This window comes from Streptomyces sp. NPDC088812, from assembly GCF_044750285.1.
In the GTDB taxonomy this organism is placed as follows: Bacteria; Actinomycetota; Actinomycetes; order Streptomycetales; family Streptomycetaceae; genus Streptomyces.
This window is the reverse complement of the sequence record NZ_JBIVJP010000015.1, coordinates 138,910-163,854: the sequence shown is the minus strand read 5'-3', so window position 1 is coordinate 163,854 and position 24,945 is coordinate 138,910. Positions and strand designations below refer to the sequence as shown.

Here is a 24,945-nt window from a genome sequence, read left to right as displayed (position 1 = left end):
GTTCAGCCGCCGGCCTTCAGGACGGCCGCGACGATCGGGCCGGAGGCGTCGACGCCGTGGCCGCCGTCCTGGGTCATGGCCGCGGCGGCGACGTCGTCGCGGTAGCCGGTGAACCAGCTGTCGGACCGGGCCTGGCCGTCGACCTCGGCGGAGCCGGTCTTCGCGCCGATCCGGCCGCTCAGGCCGGCCATCACCTCGGCCGCGGTGCCGCTGGTCGCGGTGCGGTTCATCATCGAGCGCAGCTGCTGCACCGTCCCGGCCCGCAGCCCGTCCGCGCGGGCGATCTCGCGGTCGTCGAGGCTCTGCGGCACGATCACCGGCTGGCGGAAGACCCCCGTCATCGCGGTCGCCGTCACCGACGCCATGTTCAGCGGGTTCATCTGGACCTGGCCCTGGCCGATCAGGTTGGCCGCGGTGTCCGGGCCGCCGGACGCCGGGACCCGGCCGTCGAAGGAGGCGATCCCGGTCTTCCAGTCGTTGCGCCCGAGCCCGAAACGGTTCTGCGTCTCCTGGGTCAGCGAGTCGACCTCGACCTCGTCGGCGAACTTGACGAACGCCGTGTTGCAGGAGCGCGCGAAGCTCTCCGCGAGGGTCGCGCCCTCGTCCGGGTCCATACCGTCGATGTTGTGGAAGGTCTGCCCCTCCGACATCGCCTCGTCGGGGCAGGGCGCCGGTCCGTCCGCCGTGGTCAGGCCGTTGTCGATGAGCGTGGCGGCGCTGACGATCTTCATGGTGGAGCCGGGGGCCACGGTGCCCTGGAAGGCGGCGTTGAAGCCGTCCGCCCGGTGGTTGGCGACCGCCAGGACGTCACCGGTGCTGGGCTGGACGGCCACCACCGAGGACTCGGGGTACTTCTGCACCGCCTTCTCGGCGGCGGCCTGCACCCGTGCGCTGAGCGTGGTGGGCACCTTGCCCGCCTTGCCCTCGGCGAGGGTCAGCAGCGGGGTGTCGGCGACCCCCGTGCCGGCGTGCCGGACCGCCAGCTCGATGCCGGCCGTCCCGCCCGCCCGGTCGCCGTACTTGGAGCGCAGCTCGTCCAGGATCGCCCCGAGCGAGGGGTAGTCCTCCTTCGTCAGGACCTTGCCGTCGCGGTCCACGGCCTCGATCGCCGGCGCCTGCGACTCGCCCGTGACGAGCGTGTCGTCCATCGCCGCCAGCTTCGGGTGCACCACCGACGGCTGCCAGTCCACCAGCGCCCGCCCGGTGGTGAGCCCCCGCACCACCGTCAGCCGGCTCGTGTACGCCAGCGGCTTCGACTTCCCCCCGTACGACACCGTCGCCTTCACCCCGAACGGCACGGTGTCCCCGCTCGCCGTACCCGGGGTGATCGTCACGCCGGTGATGTGCGCGGCCTCCGCGTACGAGGTCAGCAGCGGCTCCGCCATCTCGGCGTTGTTGGTGTACGACGCCGCGGTCGCCGCGTCGCCCTGCTCCCAGGCCGCGAAGAACGCGGCGGTGGTGTCCTTCACCTCGGACCCGCTCGGCGGCCCGCTCCGCACGGCCGCCGGCCCGCCGCCCCCCGTCCCGCCGCCCCCGTCCAGCGCGCTCACGAAGTTGTACGTGCCGTACCCGGCCCCGCCCACCATCACGGCCAGCACCGAGCCGACGATCGCCGCCTTGGCCCCCTTGTGCATGCCCCGCACCCTCCCCGGCATCCCCGTTGTCCCCGAGAACCTTTTCGGCGGCGAACTGAACGCGTTCGAAAAAGCTTCCTGTGTTCGCACTGTAAGCGGGGCCGGGGGCCTCTGTGACGGGCGTTTCCGGAACTTGTCCGAACGGAGATCAGTTCATGGGGACAACCGGGCCATCAGGTGACGGAATCAGACCCAGGTATCCAGCCACATCCGTGAACGCCAGGAGTCGATCGGGATCGCCTGGCCGGTGTACAGCGGCCAGAAGTAGATGAAGTTCCACGCGATCAGCAGCACCAGCACGCCCGCCGCCGTCGCGCCCACCACCCGCCGGGTGTCGCTCGACCCCGGACGTCCGACGATCGCCCCGGTCATCATCGCCACCGCCAGGCACAGGAACGGCAGGAAGACCACGGCGTAGAAGAGGAAGATCGTGCGCTCCTGGTACAGGAACCACGGCAGGTAGCCGGCCGCGATCCCGCAGGCGATCGCCCCGGCCCGCCAGTCGCGGCGGAACAGCCACCGCCACAGGACGAACGCGATCGCGAAGCAGGCCGCCCACCACAGCACGGGCGTACCGATCGCCAGGACCTCCCGCGCGCACTTCTCGCCCGCGTCCGACGGGCAGCCGTCCACGCCGGGCGCCGGGGACTCGTAGAAGTACGAGACCGGGCGGCCCAGGACGATCCAGCTCCACGGGTTCGACTGGTAGGTGTGCGGGGACGTCAGGTGGGTGTGGAACTCGTACACCTCGTGCTCGTAGTGCCACAGGCTGCGCAGCCAGTCGGGGAACAGCCACGTCCAGCTGCCGCCCTTGCCGTCGGTGGCCGCCCAGTTGCGGTAGTAGCCGCCCGAGCCGTCGTCGGGGGAGAGGATCCAGCCCGTCCACGACACCAGGTACGTCACCAGCGCGACCGGCACCGTGGCCAGGAACGCCAGCCCCGTGTCGCGCCGCAGCACCGCCCGGTAGGGGCGGCGGGCTCCGGCCACCCGGCGCGAGGAGACGTCCCACAGGACCGCCATCAGGCAGAACGCGACCATGATGTACAGGCCGTTCCACTTGGTGCCGATCGCCAGGCCCAGCATCACACCGGCCGCCCAGCGCCACGGGCGCAGGCCCAGACGGGTCGTCTCGGCGAGGTGCGCGTCCGGCCGGTGGTGCCCGTCGGCGTCCGGCGGCAGCGCGGCCGCGAGCCGCTCGCGCGCCTTGTCGCGGTCGATCAGCAGACAGCCGAACGTCGCCAGCACGAAGAACATCAGCACCCCGTCCAGCAGCGAGGTGCGGCTCATCACGAAGTGCAGCCCGTCGACGGCCATCAGCGCGCCCGCCAGACAGCCCAGGAACGTCGAACGGAACAGCCGGCGCCCGATGCGGCACAGCATGAGCACGGACAACGTGCCCAGCAGCGCCGTCATGAACCGCCAGCCGAACGGATCGAACCCGAAGAGCAGCTCGCCCAGCCCGATGACGAACTTGCCGACCGGCGGATGCACCACGTACGCCGCGTCCGCCGGGACGGTGACATGGCCGCCCGAGGAGAGGATGAGGTCGTTGGCGTTCTTGTCCCAGTTGACCTCGAAGCCGCGGTGGACGAGCGCCCAGGCGTCCTTGGCGTAGTACGTCTCGTCGAATATCACAGCCTTCGGGCTGCCCAGGTTCCAGAACCGCAGCACGCCCGCCACCAGCGTGACCAGCAGCGGACCGCCCCAGCCCGACCAGCGCAGCACGCGCTCCACCGCCGTGGGGGGCATCCCCAGCGCCTCCCACAGGCGCGGGCTCGGCTCGGCGAACGGCGGCACCAGCCGCTCCCGGACGTCGCCGCCCGGCTCCGCCGCGTATCCGAAGCGGCGCAGCCGCTGCCGCCACGACGGCCGCTGGTCCTGCGGCGCATGGTCCTGCGATGCCTGGGCCTGCGGCGCCTGGTCCTGCGGTGCCGGGGCCTGCTGCCGGTGGCCCGTGGAGTCCGTGGAGTCCGTGGAGGACGCGGTACTGGTCACCGCGCCATCGTAGGGAACCCTTCTGTGGGATTTCCGTGTCTCACCCCCTGCGAGACTGGAAACGTGACAGTCGCACCCGGAACCCTGGTCCTTGCAGGAACCCCCATCGGGGACATCGCGGACGCCCCGCCCCGGCTCGCCGAGGAGCTGGCCGCCGCCGACGTCGTCGCCGCCGAGGACACCCGCCGGCTGCGCCGGCTGACGCAGGCGCTCGGCGTGACGCCCAAGGGGCGCGTGGTGTCGTACTTCGAGGGCAACGAGTCCGCCCGCACGCCCGAACTGGTGGAGGAGCTGCTCGGCGGCGCGCGCGTGCTGCTCGTCACCGACGCGGGCATGCCGTCCGTCTCCGACCCCGGGTACCGGCTGGTCGCCGCCGCCGTCGAGCGGGACGTCCGGGTCACCGCCGTACCGGGCCCGTCCGCCGTGCTCACCGCCCTCGCTTTGTCCGGGCTGCCCGTCGACCGCTTCTGCTTCGAGGGGTTCCTGCCGCGGAAGGCGGGGGAGCGGCTGTCGCGGCTGAGGGACGTGGCCGAGGAGCGCCGCACCCTCGTCTACTTCGAGGCCCCGCACCGGCTGGACGACACCCTCGCCGCGATGGCCGAGGTGTTCGGCGGGGAGCGGCGCGCCGCCGTCTGCCGCGAGCTGACCAAGACGTACGAGGAGGTCCGGCGCGGGCCGCTGGCCGAGCTGGCCGCGTGGGCGGCCGAGGGCGTGCGCGGCGAGATCACCGTCGTCGTCTCCGGTGCGCCCGAGCGCGGGCCCGAGGAGCTCGACGCGGCGGAACTGGTGCGGCGGGTCCGGCTCCGCGAGGAGGCCGGCGAACGCCGCAAGGAGGCCATCGCCGCGGTGGCGACGGAGGCGGGGCTGCCCAAGCGGGAGGTGTTCGACGCGGTGGTGGCCGCGAAGCACTCCGAGCGGACGCCCTGATCGGTACGCCGGTGCCCGCACGCCGCTGAGCAGGGAGGACGCGTCGTCTGAGCGGGGCGCGCGTCCTCTGAGCGCACGCCCCATGCAGGGGCAAAGGGCTGGCGTGCAAGGCAAAGCCCACAGGCCGTCCGCCGCACCATTTCGGCAAGCGCCGCCCAAATCACTCCCAACACTCGACAGGCCTGCTGCGCCCGCACCGGCGGAGGAGTCCACTGGACGCCAGGGACGCACCCGTCCCACGCCCCCGAACGGGATTCCGGGGGGAATCCCCGCGCCCGGGGCGTCTGCCCAGCGGACAACGGGAGCTGGCATGAGTGAGATCACAGGGCAGACCGGCCACCTGCGCGCCGCGGCGATCCCCGTCGTGCACGAGTCGTACTCCTTCGCCTGCATGCGCTGCGGGCACGCCTGGGAGCAGTCGTACGAGATAGAGCACCACACGGACGCCGACGGACACGAGTTCGTCCTCTACGTCGCGGACGGCCGGACCGTGCCGTCCCCGCTGAGCCGGCCCGCCTGCCTCAACTGCGACGGGCACCTCGTGCGCATCATGCGGGCCGGGCAGGTCGCCTCGGTGCTCAGCGCCGCCCGCCGCCCCCACCGCACGCCCCCGGCCGGGCCGGTGGAGGCGCCGGAACCCGCCACCGGGAGCGGCGGCCGCGCGGACGGCCGGGCGGCCGGCCGCTCGAACGGCTCGGAGGACGGTCGCGTGAACGGCCGGGAGGACGGCCGGGACGACCGGTACGCGCGCCGGCCGCGCCGCGAGCACCACTGGCACCTGTCCGACCTGCTGCACCCCTTCCAGCACCGGGCCGGCTGAACCGGCCGGCGGCCGGCGGCCGGAGGCGGACGGCCGCGGCCCCGTCCCCGCCCCCTTCCGTAGGATCGGGACATGCCTTCGAACGCCGACAAGAACGCGGCGCCGCCGCTCCCGGCCCCACTCGGGGTGCCGGTCGCCGACTCCCACACCCACCTCGACATGCAGTCCGGCACGGTGGAGGAGGGGCTCGCGAAAGCCGCGTCGGTCGGCGTGACGACGGTCGTCCAGGTCGGCTGCGACGTCCGCGGCTCACGGTGGGCGGCCGAGACGGCGGCCCGCTACGACGCCGTCCACGCGGCCGTCGCCCTGCACCCCAACGAGGCCCCGCGCATCGTGCACGGAGACCCCGACGGTTGGTCGCGGCAGGGCGAGCGTGCGGCCGGGGGCGCGGCGGCGCTCGACGAGGCGCTCGCCGAGATCGACCGCCTGGCCGCGCTCCCGCACGTCAAGGGCGTCGGAGAGACGGGACTGGACTACTTCCGCACCGGCCCCGAGGGCAAGGAGGCGCAGGAGTCGTCGTTCCGCGCCCACATCGAGATCGCCAAGCGGCACGGCAAGGCCCTCGTCATCCACGACCGCGACGCCCACGCCGACGTCCTGCGCATCCTGAAGGAGGAGAGCGCGCCCGAGCGCACCGTCTTCCACTGCTACTCCGGCGACGCCGAGATGGCGGAGATCTGCGCCCGCGCCGGGTACTTCATGTCCTTCGCCGGCAACGTCACCTTCAAGAACGCCCAGAACCTGCGCGACGCCCTCGCCGTCGCCCCGCTGGACCTCGTCCTCGTGGAGACCGACGCCCCCTTCCTCACCCCGGCGCCCTACCGGGGCCGGCCCAACGCCCCGTACCTCGTCCCCGTCACGGTCCGCGCCATGGCCGCCGTCCGCGGCATCGACGAGGACGCCATGGCGACCGCCCTCGCCGCCAACACCGCCCGCGCCTTCGCCTACTGAACGCCGAGTAGCCGCGCCGCTTTGGAGAGTGACGATCGCTCCGCTAGGTTCTGGGGGCCCGATCCGGACCCCTCTGGACCCCCTCCGGCCCCTGGAGCGCGTCGGCGTGAGCAACTCGCAGTACCAGACGTTCGAGCCGTACGACCCGGGGCCCCCGGAGCCCTGCGCGCCGCAGGGCCCGTACGCCCCGAGCGGGCCGTACACCCCGGTGGAGCCGTACGTCCCGGTGGAGCCGTACGTTCCGCCGGAGCCGTACGGACCGTACGGACCGTACGGCTCCGGCGAGGGGTACGGGCCCGGCGAGGCGTACGGCCCGCTCGGGGTGTACGGACCCGCCGAGTACGGGTCTCCGCCCACCGTGCAGCTCCCCGGCCTGTACAGCGCGGAGACGGTGGCCTACGGCGTGTACGTGGCGCCGGGGCCGTACGGGGACACCTACCACCCCGCCTACGAGACGACGCCCGAGCCGGTGTCCCCACCCGGGTCGGACGGCCCGGCCGGGGCGAGCCCGGCCGGGACGGGGGTGCCCGCGCGCACCGGGACGGGGCGGCGGGCCGCGCGCCGGCGCAGGGCGCGCTACGCCGAGCGCCCGGACTCCGCCATGCGCCGCCTGCTGCCGCAGGCGCTGGTCGTCGCCTTCCTCGCCGGCGGCACCGCCGCCTTCGTCGCCAAGGACAAGGCGATCGAGCTGACCGTCGACGGCCGGTCGCGCACCCTGCACACGTTCGCCGACGACGTGACCGAACTGCTCGCCCAGGAGGGCGTGGCGTTCGGGACGCACGACGTGGTGGCGCCCGCCCCCGGCACGGAGCTCACCAGCGGCGACGAGATCGCGGTGCACTACGGCCGCCCCGTCCGGCTCACCCTCGACGGACACCGGCGCGAGGTGTGGACGACGGCGCGCACGGTACAGGAGGCGCTCGGACAACTCGGCGTGCGCGCCGAGGGCGCGTACCTCTCCGCCCCGCGCTACCAGCGCATCGGGCGGGGCGGCCTCGCACTGGACGTACGGACCGAGCGCGCCCTGACGATCATGGCCGACGGCCGTGCCCGCACCGTCCGCACCAACGCGGCGACCGTGCGCGAGGCGGTCCAGGAGGCCGGGATCACCCTGCGCGGCCAGGACACCACCTCCGTCCCGCCCGCCAGCTTCCCGCGCGACGGACAGACCGTCACCGTGCTGCGCATCACCGGCTCCCAGGAGGTGCGGGAGGAGGCGATCCCCTTCCAGGTGCGGCGGGCCGAGGACCCCTCGCTGTTCCGGGGCACGGAGGTCGTGGAACGTGCCGGACAGCCGGGTCTGCGCCGCATCACGTACTCCGTGCGCACCGTCAACGGCGTCCGGCAGAAGTCGCGGCGGATCCGGACCGAGATCGTGCGCGAGCCGCGCGCCCAGGTGGTGAAGGTGGGCACCAAGCCGCTGCCGCGCTCCGTGCGGGGAGCCGACGACCTGGACTGGCGGTCCCTCGCGGACTGCGAGTCCGGCGGCCGCCCCGACGCGGTGGACCCGTCCGGCACGTACGGCGGGCTGTACCAGTTCGACGCGCACACCTGGCGGCTCCTCGGCGGCAGCGGCCGGCCCCAGGACGCCCCGGCGGAGGAGCAGACGTCGCGGGCGAAGAAGCTGTACACGCGGCGGGGGTCGAGCCCCTGGCCGCACTGCGGGGCACGGCTGAAGGACTGAGCGGCGCGGCCGCGGGCGCTCGTGCCGCAGCCGCGGGCCGTCGTGCGGCCCGCCGGGCGGCGCGGACGGGCGCGGCAGCACCGCCCGCGCCCTGCCCCCGCGCCCTGCCCCCGCGCCCTGCCCCCGCGCCCTGCCCCCGCGCCCTGCCCCCGCGCCCTGCCCACGCGCCCCTGCGAACGCCCGGACCCGGGCCCCACTCACGCCCCCCTGCGAACGCCCGGACCCGGGCCCCACTCACGCCCCCCCCGTGAACGCCCGGACCCGGGCCCCACTCACGCCCCCCCGCCAACGCCCGGACCCGCGCCCCACCCACGCCACCCCGTGAGCGCCAGGACCCGCGCCCCCGGAGCGCCGGGCCCCGCGCCCCACCCGCGCCCCCGGTACCGGGCAACCGCGCCCCACCGTGGGCGCCGGGCCCCGCGCCCCACCCGCGCCCCCGGTACCGGGCAACCGCGCCCGGTGCACCCCCGTACCCTTGTCCCGTGAGCAGCCCCACCCCCGACGCCCTCCTGGGCCCCGCCGACATCCGCGAACTGGCGGCCGTCCTCGGCGTGCGGCCCACCAAGCAGCGCGGCCAGAACTTCGTGATCGACGCGAACACGGTCCGCCGTATCGTCCGCACCGCGGAGGTACGGCCCGACGACGTGGTCGTGGAGGTCGGGCCGGGGCTCGGCTCCCTGACGCTCGCGCTGCTGGAGGTCGCCGACCGGGTCACGGCCGTCGAGATCGACGACGTGCTGGCCGGCGCGCTGCCCGCGACGATCGCGGCGCGCATGCCGGAGCGCGCGGAGCGGTTCGCGCTGGTGCACTCCGACGCGATGCACGTGACCGGACTGCCGGGCCCGCCCCCGACCGCGCTGGTGGCCAACCTGCCGTACAACGTCGCCGTGCCCGTGCTGCTGCACATGCTCGCCACCTTCCCGAGCATCGAGCGCACCCTGGTCATGGTCCAGTCGGAGGTCGCCGACCGGCTCGCCGCCGCACCCGGCAACAAGGTGTACGGCGTGCCGTCCGTCAAGGCCAACTGGTACGCCGACGTCAAGCGCGCCGGTGCCATCGGACGCAACGTCTTCTGGCCCGCGCCGAACGTCGACAGCGGGCTCGTCTCCCTGGTCCGCCGGACCGAACCGGTCAAGACCGCGGCGTCGAGGGCCGAGGTCTTCGCCGTCGTCGACGCCGCCTTCGCCCAGCGCCGCAAGACGCTGCGCGCCGCGCTCGCCGGCTGGGCCGGTTCCGCCGCCGCGGCCGAGGCGGCCCTCGTCGCCGCCGGGGTCTCCCCCCAGGCGCGCGGCGAGTCGCTGACCGTCGAGGAGTTCGCGCGCATCGCCGAGCACCGGGTGGAGGAGTCCGCGTGAGCGTCACCGTGCGCGTGCCCGCCAAGGTCAACGTCCAGCTCGGGGTGGGCGCCGCCCGCCCCGACGGCTTCCACGACCTGGCGAACGTGTTCCTCGCGGTCGGCCTGTACGACGAGGTCACCGCCACCCCGGCCGACGCGCTGCGCGTCACCTGCGAGGGGCCGGACGCCGGCCAGGTCCCCCTGGACCGCACCAACCTCGCCGCGCGCGCGGCGATCGCGCTCGCCGAGCGGTACGGCCGCACCCCCGACGTGCACCTGCACATCGCCAAGGACATCCCCGTCGCGGGCGGGATGGCGGGCGGCAGCGCGGACGGCGCGGCCGCCCTCCTCGCCTGCGACGCGCTGTGGGGCACGCGCGCGACCCGCGACGAACTCCTCGACATCTGCGCCGGACTCGGCAGCGACGTCCCCTTCAGCCTGGTCGGCGGCGCCGCCCTCGGCACCGGGCGCGGCGAGAAGCTCACCGCCCTGGACACCGGCGGCACCTTCCACTGGGTGTTCGCCCTGGCCGCGCGGGGGCTGTCGACGCCGGCCGTGTTCCGGGAGTTCGACCGGCTCGCCGAGGGCCGCGACATCCCCGAACCCGTCGCCTCGCCGGACGTTCTCGACGCCCTCGCCGACGGCGACCCCGACGCGCTCGCCGCCGCCGTCTCCAACGACCTCCAGCCCGCCGCCCTCTCGCTCTTCCCCGAGCTCGCCGACACCCTCGCCGCCGGGCGCGCGGCGGGCGCGCTCGCCGCGCTCGTCTCCGGCTCGGGCCCGACCACCGCGTTCCTCGTCCGCGACACGGCCGCCGCGGCGGCCGTCGCCGGGGCGCTGCGCGCCTCCGGGACCTGCCGGACCGTGCGCACGGCGACGGGACCGGCGCCCGGCGCGACGGTCCTGCGCGAGCGGCACTGACCCGACGGGGGGACCGGCCACCGACCGGCGCGCATTACGCTGGGAGGCTGACGATCCCCCCGGGCAGGAGAGAAATGGCCGTCAATCTGGTCAATGTCGAGAACGTCAGCAAGGTGTACGGCACCCGTGCCCTGCTCGACGGCGTCTCCCTCGGCGTCTCCGAAGGGGACCGCATCGGCGTGGTGGGCCGCAACGGCGACGGCAAGACCACCCTGATCCGGATGCTCGCCAAACTGGAGGAGGCCGACACCGGGCGCGTCACCCACTCCGGGGGCCTGCGGCTCGGCGTGCTGACCCAGCACGACTCCCTCGACCCGGCGGCCACCGTCCGCCACGAGGTCATCCGGGACCTCGCCGACCACGAGTGGGCCGGCAACGCCAAGATCAGGGACGTCCTCACCGGCCTCTTCGGCGGCCTGGACCTGCCCGGCTTCCCCCAGGGCCTCGACACCGTCATCGGACCCCTCTCCGGCGGTGAGCGCCGCCGTATCGCGCTCGCCAAGCTGCTCATCGAGGAACAGGACCTGATCGTCCTCGACGAGCCCACCAACCACCTCGACGTCGAGGGCATCGCCTGGCTCGCGCAGCACCTGCGCGAGCGCCGGTCCGCGCTCGTCTGCGTCACGCACGACCGCTGGTTCCTCGACCAGGTCTGCACCCGCATGTGGGACGTCCAGCGCGGCGTCGTCCACGAGTACGAGGGCGGCTACTCCGACTACGTCTTCGCCCGCGCGGAGCGCGAACGGATCGCGGCGACGGAGGAGACCAAGCGGCAGAACCTCGTCCGCAAGGAGCTCGCCTGGCTGCGCCGCGGCGCCCCCGCCCGCACCTCCAAGCCCCGCTTCCGCGTCGAGGCCGCCAACGAGCTGATCGCGGACGTGCCACCGCCCCGGGACAGCAGCGAGCTGATGAAGTTCGCGTCCTCCCGGCTCGGCAGGACCGTCTTCGACCTGGAGGACGTCACCGTCCAGGCCGGGCCCAAGGTGCTGCTGAAGCACGTCACCTGGCACCTCGGCCCCGGCGACCGCATCGGCCTCGTCGGCGTCAACGGCGCCGGGAAGACCTCGCTGCTGCGGGCGATGGCCGAAGCGGCGCGGACCGAGGGCGAGGCCCAGCCGGCCGGCGGGCGGATCGCCGTGGGCCGGACCGTCAAGCTCGCCTACCTCTCCCAGGAGGTCGCCGAACTCGACCCGACCTGGCGGGTTCTGGAGGCCGTCCAGCGGGTCCGTGAGCGCGTCGACCTCGGCAAGGGGCGCGAGATGACCGCCGGGCAGCTGTGCGAGACGTTCGGCTTCGGCAAGGAGAAGCAGTGGACGCCGGTCGGCGACCTGTCCGGCGGTGAGCGCCGCCGCCTCCAGCTGCTGCGCCTGCTGATGGACGAGCCCAACGTCCTCTTCCTCGACGAGCCCACCAACGACCTCGACATCGAGACCCTCACCCAGCTCGAGGACGTCCTCGACGGCTGGCCCGGCTCGATGATCGTCATCTCCCACGACCGGTTCTTCGTCGAGCGCACCACGGACCGCGTCTTCGCCCTCCTCGGCGACGCCACCCTGCGGATGCTGCCGCGCGGCATCGACGAGTACCTGGAACGGCGCCACCGCATGGAGGAGGCGGCCGCCGCCGCGGCCCCCGTCCCGGCCGCCGCCCAGAAGCCCGCCGCCGAGAAGAGCGCCGCCGACCAGCGCGCCGCCAAGAAGGAACTCCAGAAGATCGAACGGCAGTTGGACAAGATCTCCGAGAGGGAGACCAAGCTCCACGCCCAGATCGCCGACAACGCCACCGACTTCGCGAAGGTCGCCGAACTCGACGCCCGACTGCGCGAGCTGGCGGGCGAGCGCGAGGAACTGGAGCTGCGCTGGCTGGAGCTGGCCGAGGACGTGTAACCCCCACGGGCGGCCGCCCGCACCGGCGGCCGCCCGCACCGGCGGCCGCCCGCACCGGCGGCCGTGTGCACCTGCGGCCGCCCGCACCTCAACCCGCCCCCCTCACGCTCCCCTGGCGCGAATCGCTCACCCGCGCGCCTTCGTCCCCGGCGTGAACCGTTCCCTTGCGCGCCCCTGTCCCCGGCGCGATCGTCTCCCCCGTGCGCCCTCGTCCGTTCCCCCACCCCGCGCACGAGGGCAGCGCGTGCGCCGCGTGAAGAGGGCGTGAAGGCGCATAACGACGGCATCACGGGCCGGTGCTCCCTTGGGAACAGGCGCCGATACGGCCCCCTGCGCTGTCGGTACCGGGTGATAGAAAGAGCCGTCTGAGAACTTTTTGAGAACGACTCTGGGTCCGACACGAACCTCAGGGCGTGGCTAAAAATCAGTGAACGAGGGGGAACACGCTGATGACTCAGCCGCCCGACCAGCCGCCGCAGCCGGGCGGTTTCGGAGCACCGCAGCAACCGCCGCCCCAGCCGCCGCAGCCCCCGCAGGGCCCGCAGCCGGGGTACGGCCACCCGCAGCCCGGCCCCTACGGCGCCCCGGCCGCGCCCCCGCCCGCACCGGGACCGTACGGACAGCCTTCGCAGCCCGGTCCGTACGGACAGCCGTCGCAGCCCGGTCCCTACGGACAGCCCTCGCAGCCGGGCCCGTACGGACAGCCCACCGCGCCCTACGGACAGCAGCCCGGCTACGGCTACCCGCCCCCGCCCGGAACCCAGTTCCCCGGCGCCCCCGGCCCCGGCACGCCGCCGTCCGGCCCGCGCGGCCCCTTCAAGGGCAGGCCCGCCCTGGTCGTCGGCGCGGCGGTCGCGGCGCTGCTGGTGATCGGCGGGACGGTGTTCGCGGTCACGAGCGGCGGTGACGACGAGGACAAGAAGCCGGTCGCCCAGCAGAGCGACGACGGCAAGGCCACGGCGAGCGGCAGCCCGGTCAACCCCGGCGACGGCAGCGGCGACGGCGGCGAGGACACACAGGACTTCAACGCCGACCGCAAGTCCGGCGAGGCCGAGGTGCTCTGGTACAAGGAGGCGCCCGACGCGCCCTCCGACGGTGCCGACGCCCCGGGCATGTGGATCACCTCCAAGGCGGCGGTGAAGGCCGCCTACAAGGAGGTCGTCGCCTACAACGTCGGTGACGGCAGGCCCACCTGGGACACCGTCACGCTCCCCCAGCAGATCTGCGCGGTCACCCCCGAGAAGACGGCCGACGACAAGGTCGTCGTGGCGTACATGAGCGGCACCAGCGACCGCGCCAAGTGCAACCAGCTCCAGCAGATCGACCTCACCACCGGCGCCAAGGGCTGGACGGCCGTCGTCGAGGACGGCGACCTGTTCGACAGCGCCCTCACCATCGAACTGTCGCTCACCGGCAACACCCTGATGGTGGGACGCTCCCAGTCCGGCCAGGCGTACGACGTGCGCACCGGGAAGCCGACGTGGGAGAAGAAGAAGTACGGCGACGCCTGCTTCCCCAGCGCCTTCGCGGGCGGCGCCAAGCTGATCTCGGTGGCGTCCTGCGACGCGTCCGGCACCGATGAGCACGACGAGGTGCAGGAACTGGACCCGGCGACCGGCAAGGTCAAGTGGACCCAGGCCTTCGACAAGGGCTGGCAGGTCGAGCGGACGTACTCCGTCGACCCGCTGGTCGTCTACAGCACCAACTCGGACGACAACGCCTGGAACATCGCGGTGCTCAAGGCGGACGGCACGTTCCGGTCGCAGATCACCTTCGACGAGGACTTCCAGCCGGACTGCGGCTGGTCCATCCTCCAGCGCGACCTGACCGGCTGCAAGGGCACGGCGGCCGACGCGAACACCCTCTACCTGCCGACGGACGCGACCAGCGGCGCCAACGAGATCGTCGCCATCGACCTCGCCACCGGCAAGGAGAAGTGGCGGGTGAAGTCCCCGCTGGAGGAGTCGATGCTGCCGGTGCGGATCGAGGGCGGCAACCTCGTCGCCTACGTCCAGCCGTCGTGGGACGCGGCCGGGCGGGTCGTGTCGATCCCGACGGCCGGCTCCGCGCACACACCGACGACGCTGCTCCAGATGCCCGAGAGCACGATCGACCTCGAGGACGGCTTCTCCCAGCGGGACGTCGCCTGGGTCGACGGGCGGTTCTACCTCTCCGCCACCCGGCTGACGGGCAGTGACGACACGAAGGAGAAGCTGATGCTCGCCTACGGCAAGTAAGGCTGACTCCCCGTCCCACCCCCGTTTTTCCCGTCCTCCCGTCGGCCGCCGTCGCGGGCCCCGTGCCCCGCGCCCCGTCGTCCCGAGCGTTCTTTCCGAGGTACCCACACCATGACCCAGCCGCCGCCCCCGCCGCCGCACCAGCCCCCGCAGGGCACACCCCAGGACCGGCCCCCGCAGCAGCAGCCGCCGCAGTCCCCGCCGCAGCCGTCGGCCGCTCCGCAGGACGCCCCGCCGCCCGGTTTCGGCGCACCGCAGACCCCGCCACCGCCGGCGCCCCCGGCCCCGCCCGAGGGCCCGCAGCTCGACAAGGCGCCGGGCGGCCCGATGCCGCACCAGGCCGCCATGGCCGCCCAGATGCCTCCGGCCTCCCCGGCCCCGCCGAACGCCCAGGCGCCGCAGGCACCCCAGCCCCCGATCCCGACCCCGCCCCAGCCGCCGACGGGCCCCGGCTACGGCTATCCGCAGTCGGCCCCGCCCGCGGGACCGCCGCAGCCCCCCACCGGCCCGGGCTACGGCTATCCGCAGTCGGCCCCGCCCGCGGGACCGCCGCAGCCCCCCACCGGCCCCGGCTACGGCTACCCGCAGACGGCCCCGCCCGCCGGACCGCCCCAGCCCCCCACCGGCCCCGGCTACGGCTACCCGCAGACGGCCCCGCCCGCGGGACCGCCGCAGCCCCCCACCGGGCCGGGCTACGGCTACCCGGGCCAGCCGGCTCCGCAGGGCCAGCCGAACCCGTACGGCCAGCAGGCGGCGTACGGCCAGCAGCCCGGCTACGGCTACCCCGGTCAGCCCACCGTGCCCATGCAGCCGCAGGCGGGCTACCCGCAGCCGGGCCAGCCGGGCTACCCGGGCGGTTACGCCGGGCAGCCGCCCACGATGCCGATGCACCCCCAGCCGGGCGGCCGCAAGGTCAACGCCCAGCTGGCCATCATCGTCGCCGCGGTCGTCGCGATAGCGCTGATCGTCGGCGGCGGCGTCTGGTACTCCACGTCGGGGGACAGCGGCAAGAAGGACGACACCGCCAGCTCCGGCGGCACGACCGGCGGCGACGACAAGGGCGGCACCGGCGGCACGTCCGAGGGAGGCACCGAGAAGGCGCCCACCGACCCCGACGCCCAGCTCCTCTTCAAGATCCCGTCGCCCACGGTCGCCGAGGACGACAGCGTCGTCGTGTCCGGCTCCTGGCTGACCGACAAGGCGTACGTGAAGTCGGGCGTCGCCGAGATCGTCGGCTACGACCCGGACAAGGGCACCAAGCTGTGGACGATCAAGCTGCCCGGCCCGGTGTGCGAGGCCAGCAAGTACGCCACCGAGGACGACAGGACGGCGGTCGTCTTCCAGCCGAAGATGCCCGCCAAGGACTCCTCGGCCGGCTGCACGCAGGTCGCGGCGATCGACCTCGCCGCGGGCAAGCAGCTGTGGACGAAGACGGTCTCGTCCGGCGACTACCCGGTCACGTTCGACAACGTCACGGTCAGCGCGCACACGGTGGCGCTCGGCGCGACCGAGGGCGGCGCGGCCTTCGACATCGACACCGGCAAGGCCCTGTGGGCGCCCAAGTCGGCCGACACCTGCTACGACGCCGGCTACGGCGGTGGCCCCAAGCTGGTCGCGGTCCGCAAGTGCGGTGACTACGACGCGCGGACCCTGCACATCCAGACCATCGACCCGACCTCCGGGAAGGTGCTCTCCGAGTACAAGATGTCGACCGGCATCGAGTACGCGAGCGTCGTCTCCACCGACCCGCTGGTCATCGCCGCCGACGTCGGCGACAGCGCCCAGGACGGCAGCGGCATCTCGGACTTCTTCTCCGTCGACAACAAGACCGGCAAGCTGATCACCCGCATCTCCGCCCCCGGCGACCAGTTCGCCGCCCGCTGCGACGGCATCACCAGGATCGAGCACTGCACGGGCATCGCGGTCGGCACCGACCGCCTCTACCTGCCGACCGAGGAGCACGACGGCTCCGGCGACTACAGCCAGACCAACGAGATCGTCGCCTTCGACCTGACCACCGGCAAGCAGACCGGCCAGCGCGCCGACGCCGGCGACGACTACGAACTGTTCCCGCTGCGCATGGACGGCACCAACCTCATCGCGTACAAGCGGCAGCCGTACGACGAGGGCGGGCAGGTCATCAGCATCGACGGCAGCTCGTTCCAGCAGACGAAGCTGATGCAGAACCCGTCGACGGAGGCCGAGCGGGAGGCCGAGGCCGGCATGCTGCCCGAGTACACCGAGTTCATCTACTCCCAGGGGCGCCTGTACATGTCCAACGTGTACGCGGACGACACCTCCTCGGACGAGGAGGAGTACCTGGCGCTGGCGTACGGCACCGACAGCTGATCGGCTGATCATCGCACCGGCACCCCCCACGGCCCCGTCCCTGCTCAGGGACGGGGCCGTGCACGTACCGCTCAACACCCTCGAATGAGAGGAATTTCGGCGATCCGGGGCACTTCTCGCCGGTAGGGGGAGCGCGACGTCGAACAAGCGTGTAGCTTCCGGGGGCATGAAGGACGAGGTGCCGGGGGGCACCTTTTGTCTGTCTGCACGTGTGCCGCAGCGCGCGCACGTGCTCGTGACCGGCCGTGCCTGACTGTCCGTGTGGGCATCCAAGGGGGGACTGGGGGGTTGCTCGATGGGAGTGCGACTCATGGTGGTCGACGACCACCGACTGCTCGCCGAGGCGCTCGCCTCGGCGCTGAAACTGCGCGGGCACCGGGTGCTCGCCGCCGCCGCGCCCGCCGCGGGCGCAGCGGACCTGGTGATCGCCCGTGCACCGGAGGTGTGCCTGCTCGGGACGGCGACCCCGGCCGAGCCGGGGATGTTCGACCCGGTCGTCCGGATCAAGCGGGACCGGCCCCAGGTCGCCGTCCTGGTGCTGGGCCCGGTCCCCAACCCGCGCGGCATCGCGGCGGCCTTCGCGGCCGGCGCCTCGGGATACGTCCGGCACGACGAGCGCATCGAGGGCGTGGAGCGGGCCATCATGAAGGCGCGGGCGGGTGAGGCGGCCGTCGCACCCCAACTCCTCCAGGGAGCCTTCGGCGAACTGCTGAACCCGGCCGCCCAGCCCGACGACGAGGGCCAGCGCCTGCTCCAGATGCTCACCCCGCGCGAGGTGGAGGTCCTCGTCCGGGTCGCCGACGGCGAGGACACCCGCCTGATCGCGGCCGGCATGGGCATCGCCCCCTCCACCGCCCGCACCCACGTCCAACGCGTCCTGATGAAGCTGGGCGTCGGCTCCCGGCTGGAAGCGGCGGCCCTGGCGGCCCGCACAGGCCTCCTGGACCGCGCGGGCCCACTCCCGCACAGCACCCACCACACGGCCGCGGGGCCGGAGTCGTAGCACTCCGGCCATGAGTGAAGTCGGTTCGGATGTCCCCCGCCGGCAGTGGTGGCAGCCTTGAGCGGCTCGGTGGTGGGAGAGGTCGGCGTTCACGGTTGTACGGGAGGCGTCCGGCGAGGGTGTCACCGCCACGGTGGCCCTCGCCGAGTACGCCTCCGGTGAGGCCCGGATGTGCCTGAAGCCGCCAGAGGAGCCCCCGGCCCCCGCCTGGAGGACTCCGAGATCGAGGTGGTGCTCGACGCCCCGGCGGAGGGTGTAGCCCGCTTCCGTGAAGTGCTGGCGAAGGTCCTGGCGTACGGAAGGAAAGAGGCGTTGCCCGTACGGGTCTCCGTGTGAGGAGACGGTGCCGCGCCGGCCTTCAGTCCTGACGCCGGGTGCTGTCCGCGTGTATGCCCGCGAGGAGGTGGGCGAGGGTGGTCGGGGTGGTGGTGAGGTGGGTGGTGGGGGTGTCGCTCTCGCGGAGGTGGATTGTGGTGGGGGAGGTGGCGAGTTCGACGCAGTCGTTGCCTTCGCCGCCGCCGGAGAACGTCGACTTCTGCCAGTGCAGGGTGCGGTTCATGGGCTGCTCCACAGCTCTCTCCAGCCTGGGGCAGGGCAGTTGAATCAACCCGCTGAGAAGGGGCGATGGGTGCTGCCCGCGCGTATGCCCGCGAGGAGGTGGGCGAGGGCGGTCGGTGTGGTGGAGAGGTGGGTGGCGGCGGTGTCGCTCTCGCGGAGGTGGAGCGTGCCGGTGGAAGCGGCGAGTTCGACGCAGGTGTTGCCTTCGCCTCCACCGGAGAACGTCGACTTCTGCCACTGCAAGGCGTGATTCATGGCGCGGCTCACAGCTCCTTGGTCATGCGGTGGATGAAGTCCCGGGACGCCGCCGGTTGCAGCGATGCCTTCTCTACTCTACGGAAGAGTGTTCGGAGCTGATGCAACTGTGCCTCTGCGTCAATGAACACGGTTCCGGTGGGATCATCACGAAGCGCTGTGTCCAGTTGGGGTAGCGGACCACCCATGAACATCATGGAAGCGTCGGCGCCCGCGAACCCGTCCTGGTCGATGGGGATGACGCGAACTGTGGCGTGGCCCCGTTCGATCTCCTCCAGGACGCGCTTGAGTTGAGTGAGTGCGGTGTTGCGGTCGGCCACGCGGACGCGCAGGGCGAACTCGTGGACGATCGTTTCGTACGGCGTGGGATCGTCGCGATCGATGATCGCGCGCCGACGCATTCGGTGTTCCACCCGTGGCGCCAGTTCACTCTCGGGAAGTTCCGGACGCATGTAACTGAAGACCGCCCGGGCATAGTCAGGGGTCTGAAGTAGTCCAGGAACGTAATTGATGACGATCTCGCGCAGCGATGTCGCATGGTGTTCCGCCTCGGCCACGTCCAAGTTCACCTGGGGCAGCACACCTCGGTACTCGTCCCACCAGCCCCGCGTGCGCTCGGTCGCCATGGCCACGAGCGCCGCGATCAACGCCTCGTTCGTGCAAGCGCAGTGAGCCGCCAGCCTCCGTAGTCGTTCCTCGCTGATTGCGGAACTTCCTGCCTCGATCTGGCTCATGTGCGCCGAACTCGATCCGAGGAGCGAGGCCACCTCTTTGGCCGGCTTGCCCGCAGCCTCCCGTAGTTTGCGCAGCTCGGCACCCAGGCGAACCTGTCGCGCGGTGGGCTGGTTCCGCATGGTCATCCGCGTAACTGCCTCTCTGGAACTACTCGTTCGGGCGTCAGATTACGCGAGCCGGTTGCAAGGGTAGGACAAGATTGAACGCATCATTGATGCGCTACGTCACGAGCGTTTTCGATTCGAGCCGGTGCAGCGGACCTACATCCCGAAAAAGAACGGGAAGAGGAGACCGCTGGGCCTGCCGTCATGGACGGACAAACTGGTTGGCGAAGTGATGCGCCTCCTGCTGGAGGCGTACTACGAGCCGCAGTTCTCCGACCACTCCCACGGCTTCCGTCCCGACCGGGGCTGCCACTCGGCACTACGCCAAGTGGCAGTGGTGTGGACAGGGACAACCTGGTTCATCGAGGGTGACATCTCCCAGTGTTTCGACTCGCTTGACCATCAGGTGATGCTCGGAATCCTGGGTGAAAGAATCCACGACAACCGGTTCCTGCGACTCGTGCAGAACATGCTCCGAGCCGGATACCTGGAGGACTGGACCTGGAACGCCACACTCAGTGGCACACCACAGGGCGGGGTACTCTCGCCCATCCTGTCCAATATCTACCTGCACAAGCTGGACACCTTCGTCGAAACAGTCCTCATGCCGGAATACACTCGTGGAAAGCCAAGGGCGAGGAACCCTGAGTACCGCGAGGTTGAAGCGGCTATCCAGCGGGCACGCAGGCGCGGAGACCGCGCCGAAGTGCGCGCTCTGCGCAAGCGGCAGCACAGCCTCCCGAGCCAGGACATGTCCGACCCGGGATACCGCCGCCTACGCTATGTGAGATACGCCGACGACACCCTCATCGGGTTCACCGGACCGAAGGCCGAAGCCGAGGAAATCAAACAGCGCCTGACTCAGTTCCTGCGAGACGATCTCAAGCTGGAACTGTCACAGGAGAAAACGCTGATCACTCACGCTGGAACCGGCAGGGCGAGATTCCTCGGATACGAGATCACGATCCACAAGAACGACAGCAGGGCAGAACGACGCTCAGGCCGTAGGCGCCAACGCCGGTCGGTCAACGGCACCGTTGCACTGTGCGTTCCGAAGGATGTGATCAAGGCCAAATGCGCCCCGTACCTGAAACGCGGAAAACCCGCACGGCAGACCTCGATGCTCAACTACGACGACTACACCATCGTCAGCATCTACGGTGCCAGGTACCGCGGAATCGTTCAGTACTACCTGCTCGCCGGTGACGTCTTCCGACTGAGCCGGTTGCACTGGGTAATGCAGTCCCTCGCTGCTGTGCTCCCTGGCGAACAAGCATCGCTCGACCATGTCGAAGATGGCCCGCAAGTACAAGGTCACCATCGACACCCCGGCCGGGCCTCGCAAGTGTCTCCAGGCCAGCATCACCCGTGCCCCGAGCAGGAAACCGCTGACCGCACAGTTCGGTGGCATTCCACTCAAACGGCAGAAGTCCGCAGTCCTGAAGGACCGCGACCCCGCCCAAAGCCTCCCTCGTCAACGCGAGTTGACCAGGCGGCTGCTGGCAGGCTTCTGCGAACTCTGCGGACGGACCGAAAAGATCCAGGTCCACCAGATCCGCAAGCTCGCAGACCTCGACCGGCTCGGGCAGGAACAACCCAACTGGGCAGCCCTCATGGCCAGGAAACGACGCAAGACACTCGTGGTCTGCTCAACCTGCCACGACGGCATCCACGTTGGACGCGAAACCGCAGCTCACGGCAGTCACTGGAGAGCCCGTTGCGATTAACGTCGCACGACGGGTCCGGGAGGAGGCCGCTGGGAAAAGGGGCAGCTCCGCTGCCACCTCGCCCGGCGGCCCACCTCACCCTGGCCACCGCGTAGCCCGTTGACGCGGACAGCGCCGCGGTCTTCGTACAGTTCGTCGACTCGTGCCTGGCGGATCCCCAGGCCCGGCAGATGTGGAGGGATTTCATGACGGCGGTGCAGTACTTCTGGCGGCACCCGCTCGCGGAGGAAGTCCGCGAGGAAGGCCGAGAGGAGGGTCGCGAGGAAGGCCGAGCCCACGAACGGGCAGAGATCATCCTGCGCAACCTCCAGTGGCGGCAGATCGATGTCCCCGACTCCGTCAGGGAGCGCGTCCTGTCCTCCACCGACGTCGACGAGCTGGGTACCTGGCTCGACCGCTCCTACCAGGTCGCCGACGCGCGGGAGCTGTTCGACGAAGGGCCTGCCGCCTGATCCCCGCCCGGCCCTGACGCCCGCTCCGTAGGCGGCGCCGAGCCCCTTGCTCCGCACCTTCGCCGTCTACGGCCCGCATCCCCCGGGGCCTTCGCCCCGTGTTCCATGCCGCCGGGGCCTTCCCCCCGTAGCCCATCCCGCCGGGGACTCTCGCCTCCTCTGGTCCCCTGGCTCTCGCCGCTCGCGGCCCCCCACATCCGGCCCGGTCCGTCGCGACCTCCCGGTCTCACCGGCGACGCGCCCCGCCCATTTCCCGGATGGCCCTCAGCGTGTTTCACACCTTCGGCGGCGAGTGCGCTGTCGAGCGCACGTTCGATCCCGTCGCCGACGCCGGCCTCGCCGACGGCCCCGCCCGTCCCCCACTTCTCTGTCGTCGTCGCAGTTCAGAGCGGCTGCGGGGCACTCCGCGCAGCGGCCTCTTCCGGTGTGCCCACGTCCTGCCGCGCCTCTTGGGTTTCCCGTGCGCGGGTCCCCCCGGGTGGCGCGTCCGTGGTTGCCGGGAATGAGTCGGCGTGGTGAGGTGCAAAAGGTGCAATCGTAACATACGGTGCATATTCGTAACGCCCTGTAACGCTTCGTTACGGGACGATACGGAACACTCAGTCGAAGAAAGGGATGCAATGCGCAAGCTTGGCAAGGCTGCTCTCGCGGCCGCCATGATCGGCAGCCTCACCATGGTCGGCGCGGGAGTCGCCTCCGCCGCCGACGGTCACCGCTCCACCACGGACAGCGGCTACCGCTCGGACACGAAGGACACGAAGTCGGACGGCGCCACCAAGCAGTGCGTCAACTACGCTGAGGTCAACAACGACACCAGCTCGAGCGGCCTCGTGAACGCGCTGAACAACGTGAACGTCAACATCCTCGGCTTCAGCTCGGAGAAGCCGACCCTGCAGCAGTCCTGCAGCATCGGCGACAACTCCACCAGCGGCAACCTGAACGCCAACGGCGGCGACAGCCTGCTGGACCTGCTCTAAGCACTGAGTTCCAACACAGCCCCGGGATCCGGAAGCACGGATCCCGGGGCTGTCCCCCGTTGCGGTAAGGGGCAGTCGCACCGGACACCCGTAGGGGACAGCGGTACGGGGCCCGACCCGCCACCCCCGGCGGATCCGGCCCCGTACGCCCCCGTCCCCGTACGCCCCCCGACGCCCCGCTAAACGCCCCGCCGCGGCTCACCCTCCGGCGACACCGCCTCCGGCGGCAGCGACGGCGTCGGATGGGCCGCCGGGCGCAGTTTCAGCCACGCCAGGAAGAACAGGCCCAGCAGCAGCATGCCCAGGCCCGTCCACAGGTTGATGTTGATGCCCTGGGCCTTGGCGATGGCCTCGTCGTCGTCCGTCAGGCCCACGATCGTGACGATGACGCCGTAGACGACGAACAGGCCGCCGATGATGCGGCGCAGGTCGAAGATGCGGGCCGCGGTCGCGGACTTCTCCTCCAGCTCGATGACCTCGCGCTGGACGTCCGCATCGGAGTAGCCCGCGTGCCGCAGCCGCTCGGCCGCCGCCGCGTGCTCGTCGGGTTCGAAGTGCTCAGACATGGTCTTTCCATCCTCCCGCGATCGGTGTCGCGTGCGGGCTCAGAGCGAGAACGGGATGTAGCAGGCGGCGGCCAGGACGATCGCGCCCCAGCCCAGCAGGGCCGGTTTGCGGTACCAGGCCTCGTCGCCCGGCGCGGGCGGCTCGGCCATGCCGGGGGAGACGGTGCCGTAGACCAGGCCCCGGAGCTCCTCCTCCGGCTTGGGGGCGGTGAACAGGGACACCGCGAACATGACCACCGCGCCCGCCGCGAAGCCGGCGATCGCCGAGACGAAGTTGGCGCCCTGGTCGGTGGGGAGGGAGAGGATGCCCTGCTTGTAGAAGACGAAGTAGTTGACCATCGCGGCCGTGGTGCCCGCCAGCAGCCCCCAGAAGCCGGATTTCATCGACGCCCGCTTCCAGAACATGCCGACGATGAAGACGACGAACATCGGCACGTTGAAGAAGGAGAACAGCGTCTGGAGGTAGCTCATGATGTTCGAGAACGACGACGCCAGGAACGCCGTGCCGATCGACGCCACCACGCCGATCGCCGTGATCAGCCGGCCGAAGCGGACGTAGTAGTCGTCCTCCCGGCCGATCACCACGTACTTCGCCCAGATGTCGGTGGTGAAGACGGTGTTGAAGGACGACACGTTCGCCGCCATGCCCGCCATGAACGCCGCCAGCAGACCCGTCACGGCGATGCCGAGCACGCCGTTCGGCAGCAGCTGCTCCATCAGGTACGGGATCGCGTCGTTGTACTGGAGGTCCGAGTCGGCCGTGCCGATCGACGGGACCAGGACCGCCGCCACCAGGCCCGGGATCATCACCAGGAAGACGATGAAGATCTTCGGGAACGCGGCGATCAGCGGGGTGCGCTGGGCCGCCGAGAGGTTGCGGGCGGACAGTGCGCGCTGCACCTCGGCGAAGTTCGTCGTCCAGTAGCCGAACGACAGCACGAAGCCGAGGCCCAGCACGATCGTCAGCCAGTTCGCGCCCAGCGGGTTGTCACTGCCGATGCCGGTGCCGCCCCAGGCGGTGACGAAGTTGTCGCCGTGGGCCTTCGTCAGCGCGTCCGACAGGCCGTCCCAGCCGCCCACCCTCTTCAGGCCCAGCACCGACAGCGGGATCAGGGCCGCCAGGATCACGAAGAACTGGAGCACCTCGTTGTAGATCGCCGAGGACAGGCCGCCCAGCGTGATGTACGCCAGGACGAAGAAGCCCGCGACCACGATCGCCACCCACTGCGGCCAGCCCAGCAGCGCCTCCACGACGATCGCGAGCGCGTACAGGTTCACACCCGAGATCAGGACCGCGGCGAAGGCGAACAGAAGCGAACTCAGCAGGTGCGCCCCCCGGTCGAAGCGCAGCAGCAGGAACTCGGGCACCGAACGGACCTTCGAGCCGTAGTAGAACGGCATCATCACCAGCCCCAGGAACACCATGGCCGGGATGGCGCCGATCCAGTACCAGTGGACGGTGTACGCGCCGTACTGCGCGCTGTTCGCCGCCATGCCGAGGATCTCCGTCGCCGCCAGGTTCGCCGAGACGAAGGCGAGGCCCGTGATCCACGCGGGCAGGGAGCGGCCGGAGAGGAAGAAATCGAGGCTGGTCTTCACCGAGCGGCGGGCGGCGAAGCCGATGCCCAGGACGACCACGAAGTAGATGCCGAGGATCGTGTAGTCGAGCCAGTTGGTCGGAAGCCGTAGCTCAGCCGCGAGGTACGTGGGGGTTCGCATGCGCTGCTCACTTCGCTTGGGGTCTCTGTTTGGTTGTGGTGGTGACGCGCGTGGGGGTTTATGGTTTTATGTGTTTGGTTCTGTTTGATGATTTGCTGGTACTGCTGCT

Annotated in this window: 20 protein-coding genes and 1 pseudogene; 14 read left to right on the top strand and 7 right to left on the bottom strand. The window is 71.6% G+C overall.

Annotated elements, in window-relative coordinates; all coding sequences use genetic code 11:
* Positions 1-2 precede the first annotated feature (2 nt).
* Both ACIP67_RS25745 and ACIP67_RS25740 read right to left on the bottom strand, forming a co-directional pair.
* Positions 3-1,634, bottom strand: coding sequence for a penicillin-binding transpeptidase domain-containing protein (locus ACIP67_RS25745; RefSeq protein ID WP_401695025.1), 1,632 nt, complete (start codon positions 1,632-1,634; stop codon positions 3-5).
* 186 nt (positions 1,635-1,820) lie between these two features.
* Positions 1,821-3,629, bottom strand: coding sequence for a dolichyl-phosphate-mannose--protein mannosyltransferase (locus ACIP67_RS25740; protein ID WP_401695023.1), 1,809 nt, complete (start codon positions 3,627-3,629; stop codon positions 1,821-1,823).
* 63 nt (positions 3,630-3,692) lie between these two features.
* On the opposite strand from ACIP67_RS25740, the gene rsmI reads away from it, so the two are divergent.
* The 11 genes from rsmI to ACIP67_RS25685 all read left to right on the top strand — a co-directional run bounded on the left by rsmI (position 3,693) and on the right by ACIP67_RS25685 (position 18,079).
* Entirely contained in the window at positions 3,693-4,556 is an 864-nt protein-coding gene (gene rsmI, locus ACIP67_RS25735) for a 16S rRNA (cytidine(1402)-2'-O)-methyltransferase (RefSeq protein WP_401695021.1), read from the top strand.
* Between the two features lie 310 nt (positions 4,557-4,866).
* The gene (locus ACIP67_RS25730) at positions 4,867-5,376 is read left to right on the top strand and encodes a hypothetical protein (RefSeq protein ID WP_401695019.1); all 510 of its coding nucleotides are present in this window, start codon (positions 4,867-4,869) and stop codon (positions 5,374-5,376) included.
* A 72-nt stretch (positions 5,377-5,448) separates the two neighbouring features.
* Positions 5,449-6,327, top strand: coding sequence for a TatD family hydrolase (locus ACIP67_RS25725; protein ID WP_401695017.1), 879 nt, complete (start codon positions 5,449-5,451; stop codon positions 6,325-6,327).
* Between the two features lie 106 nt (positions 6,328-6,433).
* Entirely contained in the window at positions 6,434-8,011 is a 1,578-nt protein-coding gene (locus tag ACIP67_RS25720) for a ubiquitin-like domain-containing protein (RefSeq protein ID WP_401695015.1), read from the top strand.
* A gap of 482 nt (positions 8,012-8,493) precedes the next feature.
* A complete protein-coding gene (gene rsmA, locus ACIP67_RS25715) occupies positions 8,494-9,366 on the top strand; it encodes a 16S rRNA (adenine(1518)-N(6)/adenine(1519)-N(6))-dimethyltransferase RsmA (protein WP_401695013.1) in 873 nt (290 codons plus the stop codon).
* Positions 9,363-10,268 carry a 4-(cytidine 5'-diphospho)-2-C-methyl-D-erythritol kinase gene (locus ACIP67_RS25710; RefSeq protein WP_401695011.1) on the top strand — a complete coding sequence of 302 codons (906 nt, stop codon included), beginning with the start codon at positions 9,363-9,365 and terminating at the stop codon, positions 10,266-10,268. The genes rsmA and ACIP67_RS25710 overlap by 4 nt, the downstream gene beginning before the upstream one ends.
* 74 nt (positions 10,269-10,342) lie before the next feature.
* The gene (locus ACIP67_RS25705; protein WP_401695009.1) at positions 10,343-12,154 is read left to right on the top strand and encodes an ABC-F family ATP-binding cassette domain-containing protein; all 1,812 of its coding nucleotides are present in this window, start codon (positions 10,343-10,345) and stop codon (positions 12,152-12,154) included.
* Positions 12,155-12,603: 449 nt separating this feature from the next.
* Positions 12,604-14,391 carry a PQQ-binding-like beta-propeller repeat protein gene (locus ACIP67_RS25700; protein ID WP_401695007.1) on the top strand — a complete coding sequence of 596 codons (1,788 nt, stop codon included), beginning with the start codon at positions 12,604-12,606 and terminating at the stop codon, positions 14,389-14,391.
* Between the two features lie 111 nt (positions 14,392-14,502).
* Positions 14,503-16,740, top strand: coding sequence for a PQQ-binding-like beta-propeller repeat protein (locus ACIP67_RS25695; RefSeq protein ID WP_401695005.1), 2,238 nt, complete (start codon positions 14,503-14,505; stop codon positions 16,738-16,740).
* A gap of 295 nt (positions 16,741-17,035) precedes the next feature.
* Positions 17,036-17,743 (top strand): LuxR C-terminal-related transcriptional regulator, encoded by a 708-nt coding sequence (locus tag ACIP67_RS25690; RefSeq protein WP_401695003.1) that lies wholly within the window; start codon positions 17,036-17,038, stop codon positions 17,741-17,743.
* A gap of 171 nt (positions 17,744-17,914) precedes the next feature.
* Entirely contained in the window at positions 17,915-18,079 is a 165-nt protein-coding gene (locus ACIP67_RS25685) for a hypothetical protein (protein ID WP_401695000.1), read from the top strand.
* A 22-nt stretch (positions 18,080-18,101) separates the two neighbouring features.
* On the opposite strand, the gene ACIP67_RS25680 is transcribed toward ACIP67_RS25685, so the two are convergent.
* From ACIP67_RS25680 to ACIP67_RS25670, 3 genes are read right to left on the bottom strand one after another with little or no spacing between them, the layout of a single operon-like run.
* Entirely contained in the window at positions 18,102-18,302 is a 201-nt protein-coding gene (locus tag ACIP67_RS25680) for a DUF397 domain-containing protein (protein ID WP_401694998.1), read from the bottom strand.
* A 44-nt stretch (positions 18,303-18,346) separates the two neighbouring features.
* Positions 18,347-18,556, bottom strand: coding sequence for a DUF397 domain-containing protein (locus ACIP67_RS25675; RefSeq protein ID WP_401694996.1), 210 nt, complete (start codon positions 18,554-18,556; stop codon positions 18,347-18,349).
* Positions 18,557-18,564: 8 nt separating this feature from the next.
* Positions 18,565-19,416 carry a helix-turn-helix domain-containing protein gene (locus ACIP67_RS25670; protein WP_401694994.1) on the bottom strand — a complete coding sequence of 284 codons (852 nt, stop codon included), beginning with the start codon at positions 19,414-19,416 and terminating at the stop codon, positions 18,565-18,567.
* A 70-nt stretch (positions 19,417-19,486) separates the two neighbouring features.
* Here ACIP67_RS25670 and ACIP67_RS25665 point away from each other — a divergent pair.
* The 3 genes and pseudogenes from ACIP67_RS25665 to ACIP67_RS25655 all read left to right on the top strand — a co-directional run.
* Positions 19,487-21,122: pseudogene (locus ACIP67_RS25665) on the top strand (reverse transcriptase domain-containing protein); the annotation flags it as partial.
* 185 nt (positions 21,123-21,307) lie between these two features.
* Positions 21,308-21,574 carry a hypothetical protein gene (locus ACIP67_RS25660; protein WP_401694992.1) on the top strand — a complete coding sequence of 89 codons (267 nt, stop codon included), beginning with the start codon at positions 21,308-21,310 and terminating at the stop codon, positions 21,572-21,574.
* A 620-nt stretch (positions 21,575-22,194) separates the two neighbouring features.
* Positions 22,195-22,551: a hypothetical protein gene (locus ACIP67_RS25655; RefSeq protein ID WP_401694990.1), complete on the top strand. Its 357-nt coding sequence runs from the start codon at positions 22,195-22,197 to the stop codon at positions 22,549-22,551.
* A gap of 179 nt (positions 22,552-22,730) precedes the next feature.
* Here the strand turns inward: ACIP67_RS25655 and ACIP67_RS25650 are convergent, their stop codons facing one another.
* Together ACIP67_RS25650 and ACIP67_RS25645 are read right to left on the bottom strand one after the other, a co-directional pair.
* Positions 22,731-23,117: a hypothetical protein gene (locus ACIP67_RS25650; protein WP_401694988.1), complete on the bottom strand. Its 387-nt coding sequence runs from the start codon at positions 23,115-23,117 to the stop codon at positions 22,731-22,733.
* A gap of 39 nt (positions 23,118-23,156) precedes the next feature.
* Entirely contained in the window at positions 23,157-24,836 is a 1,680-nt protein-coding gene (locus tag ACIP67_RS25645; RefSeq protein WP_401694986.1) for a sodium:solute symporter family protein, read from the bottom strand.
* Positions 24,837-24,945: the final 109 nt, after the last annotated feature.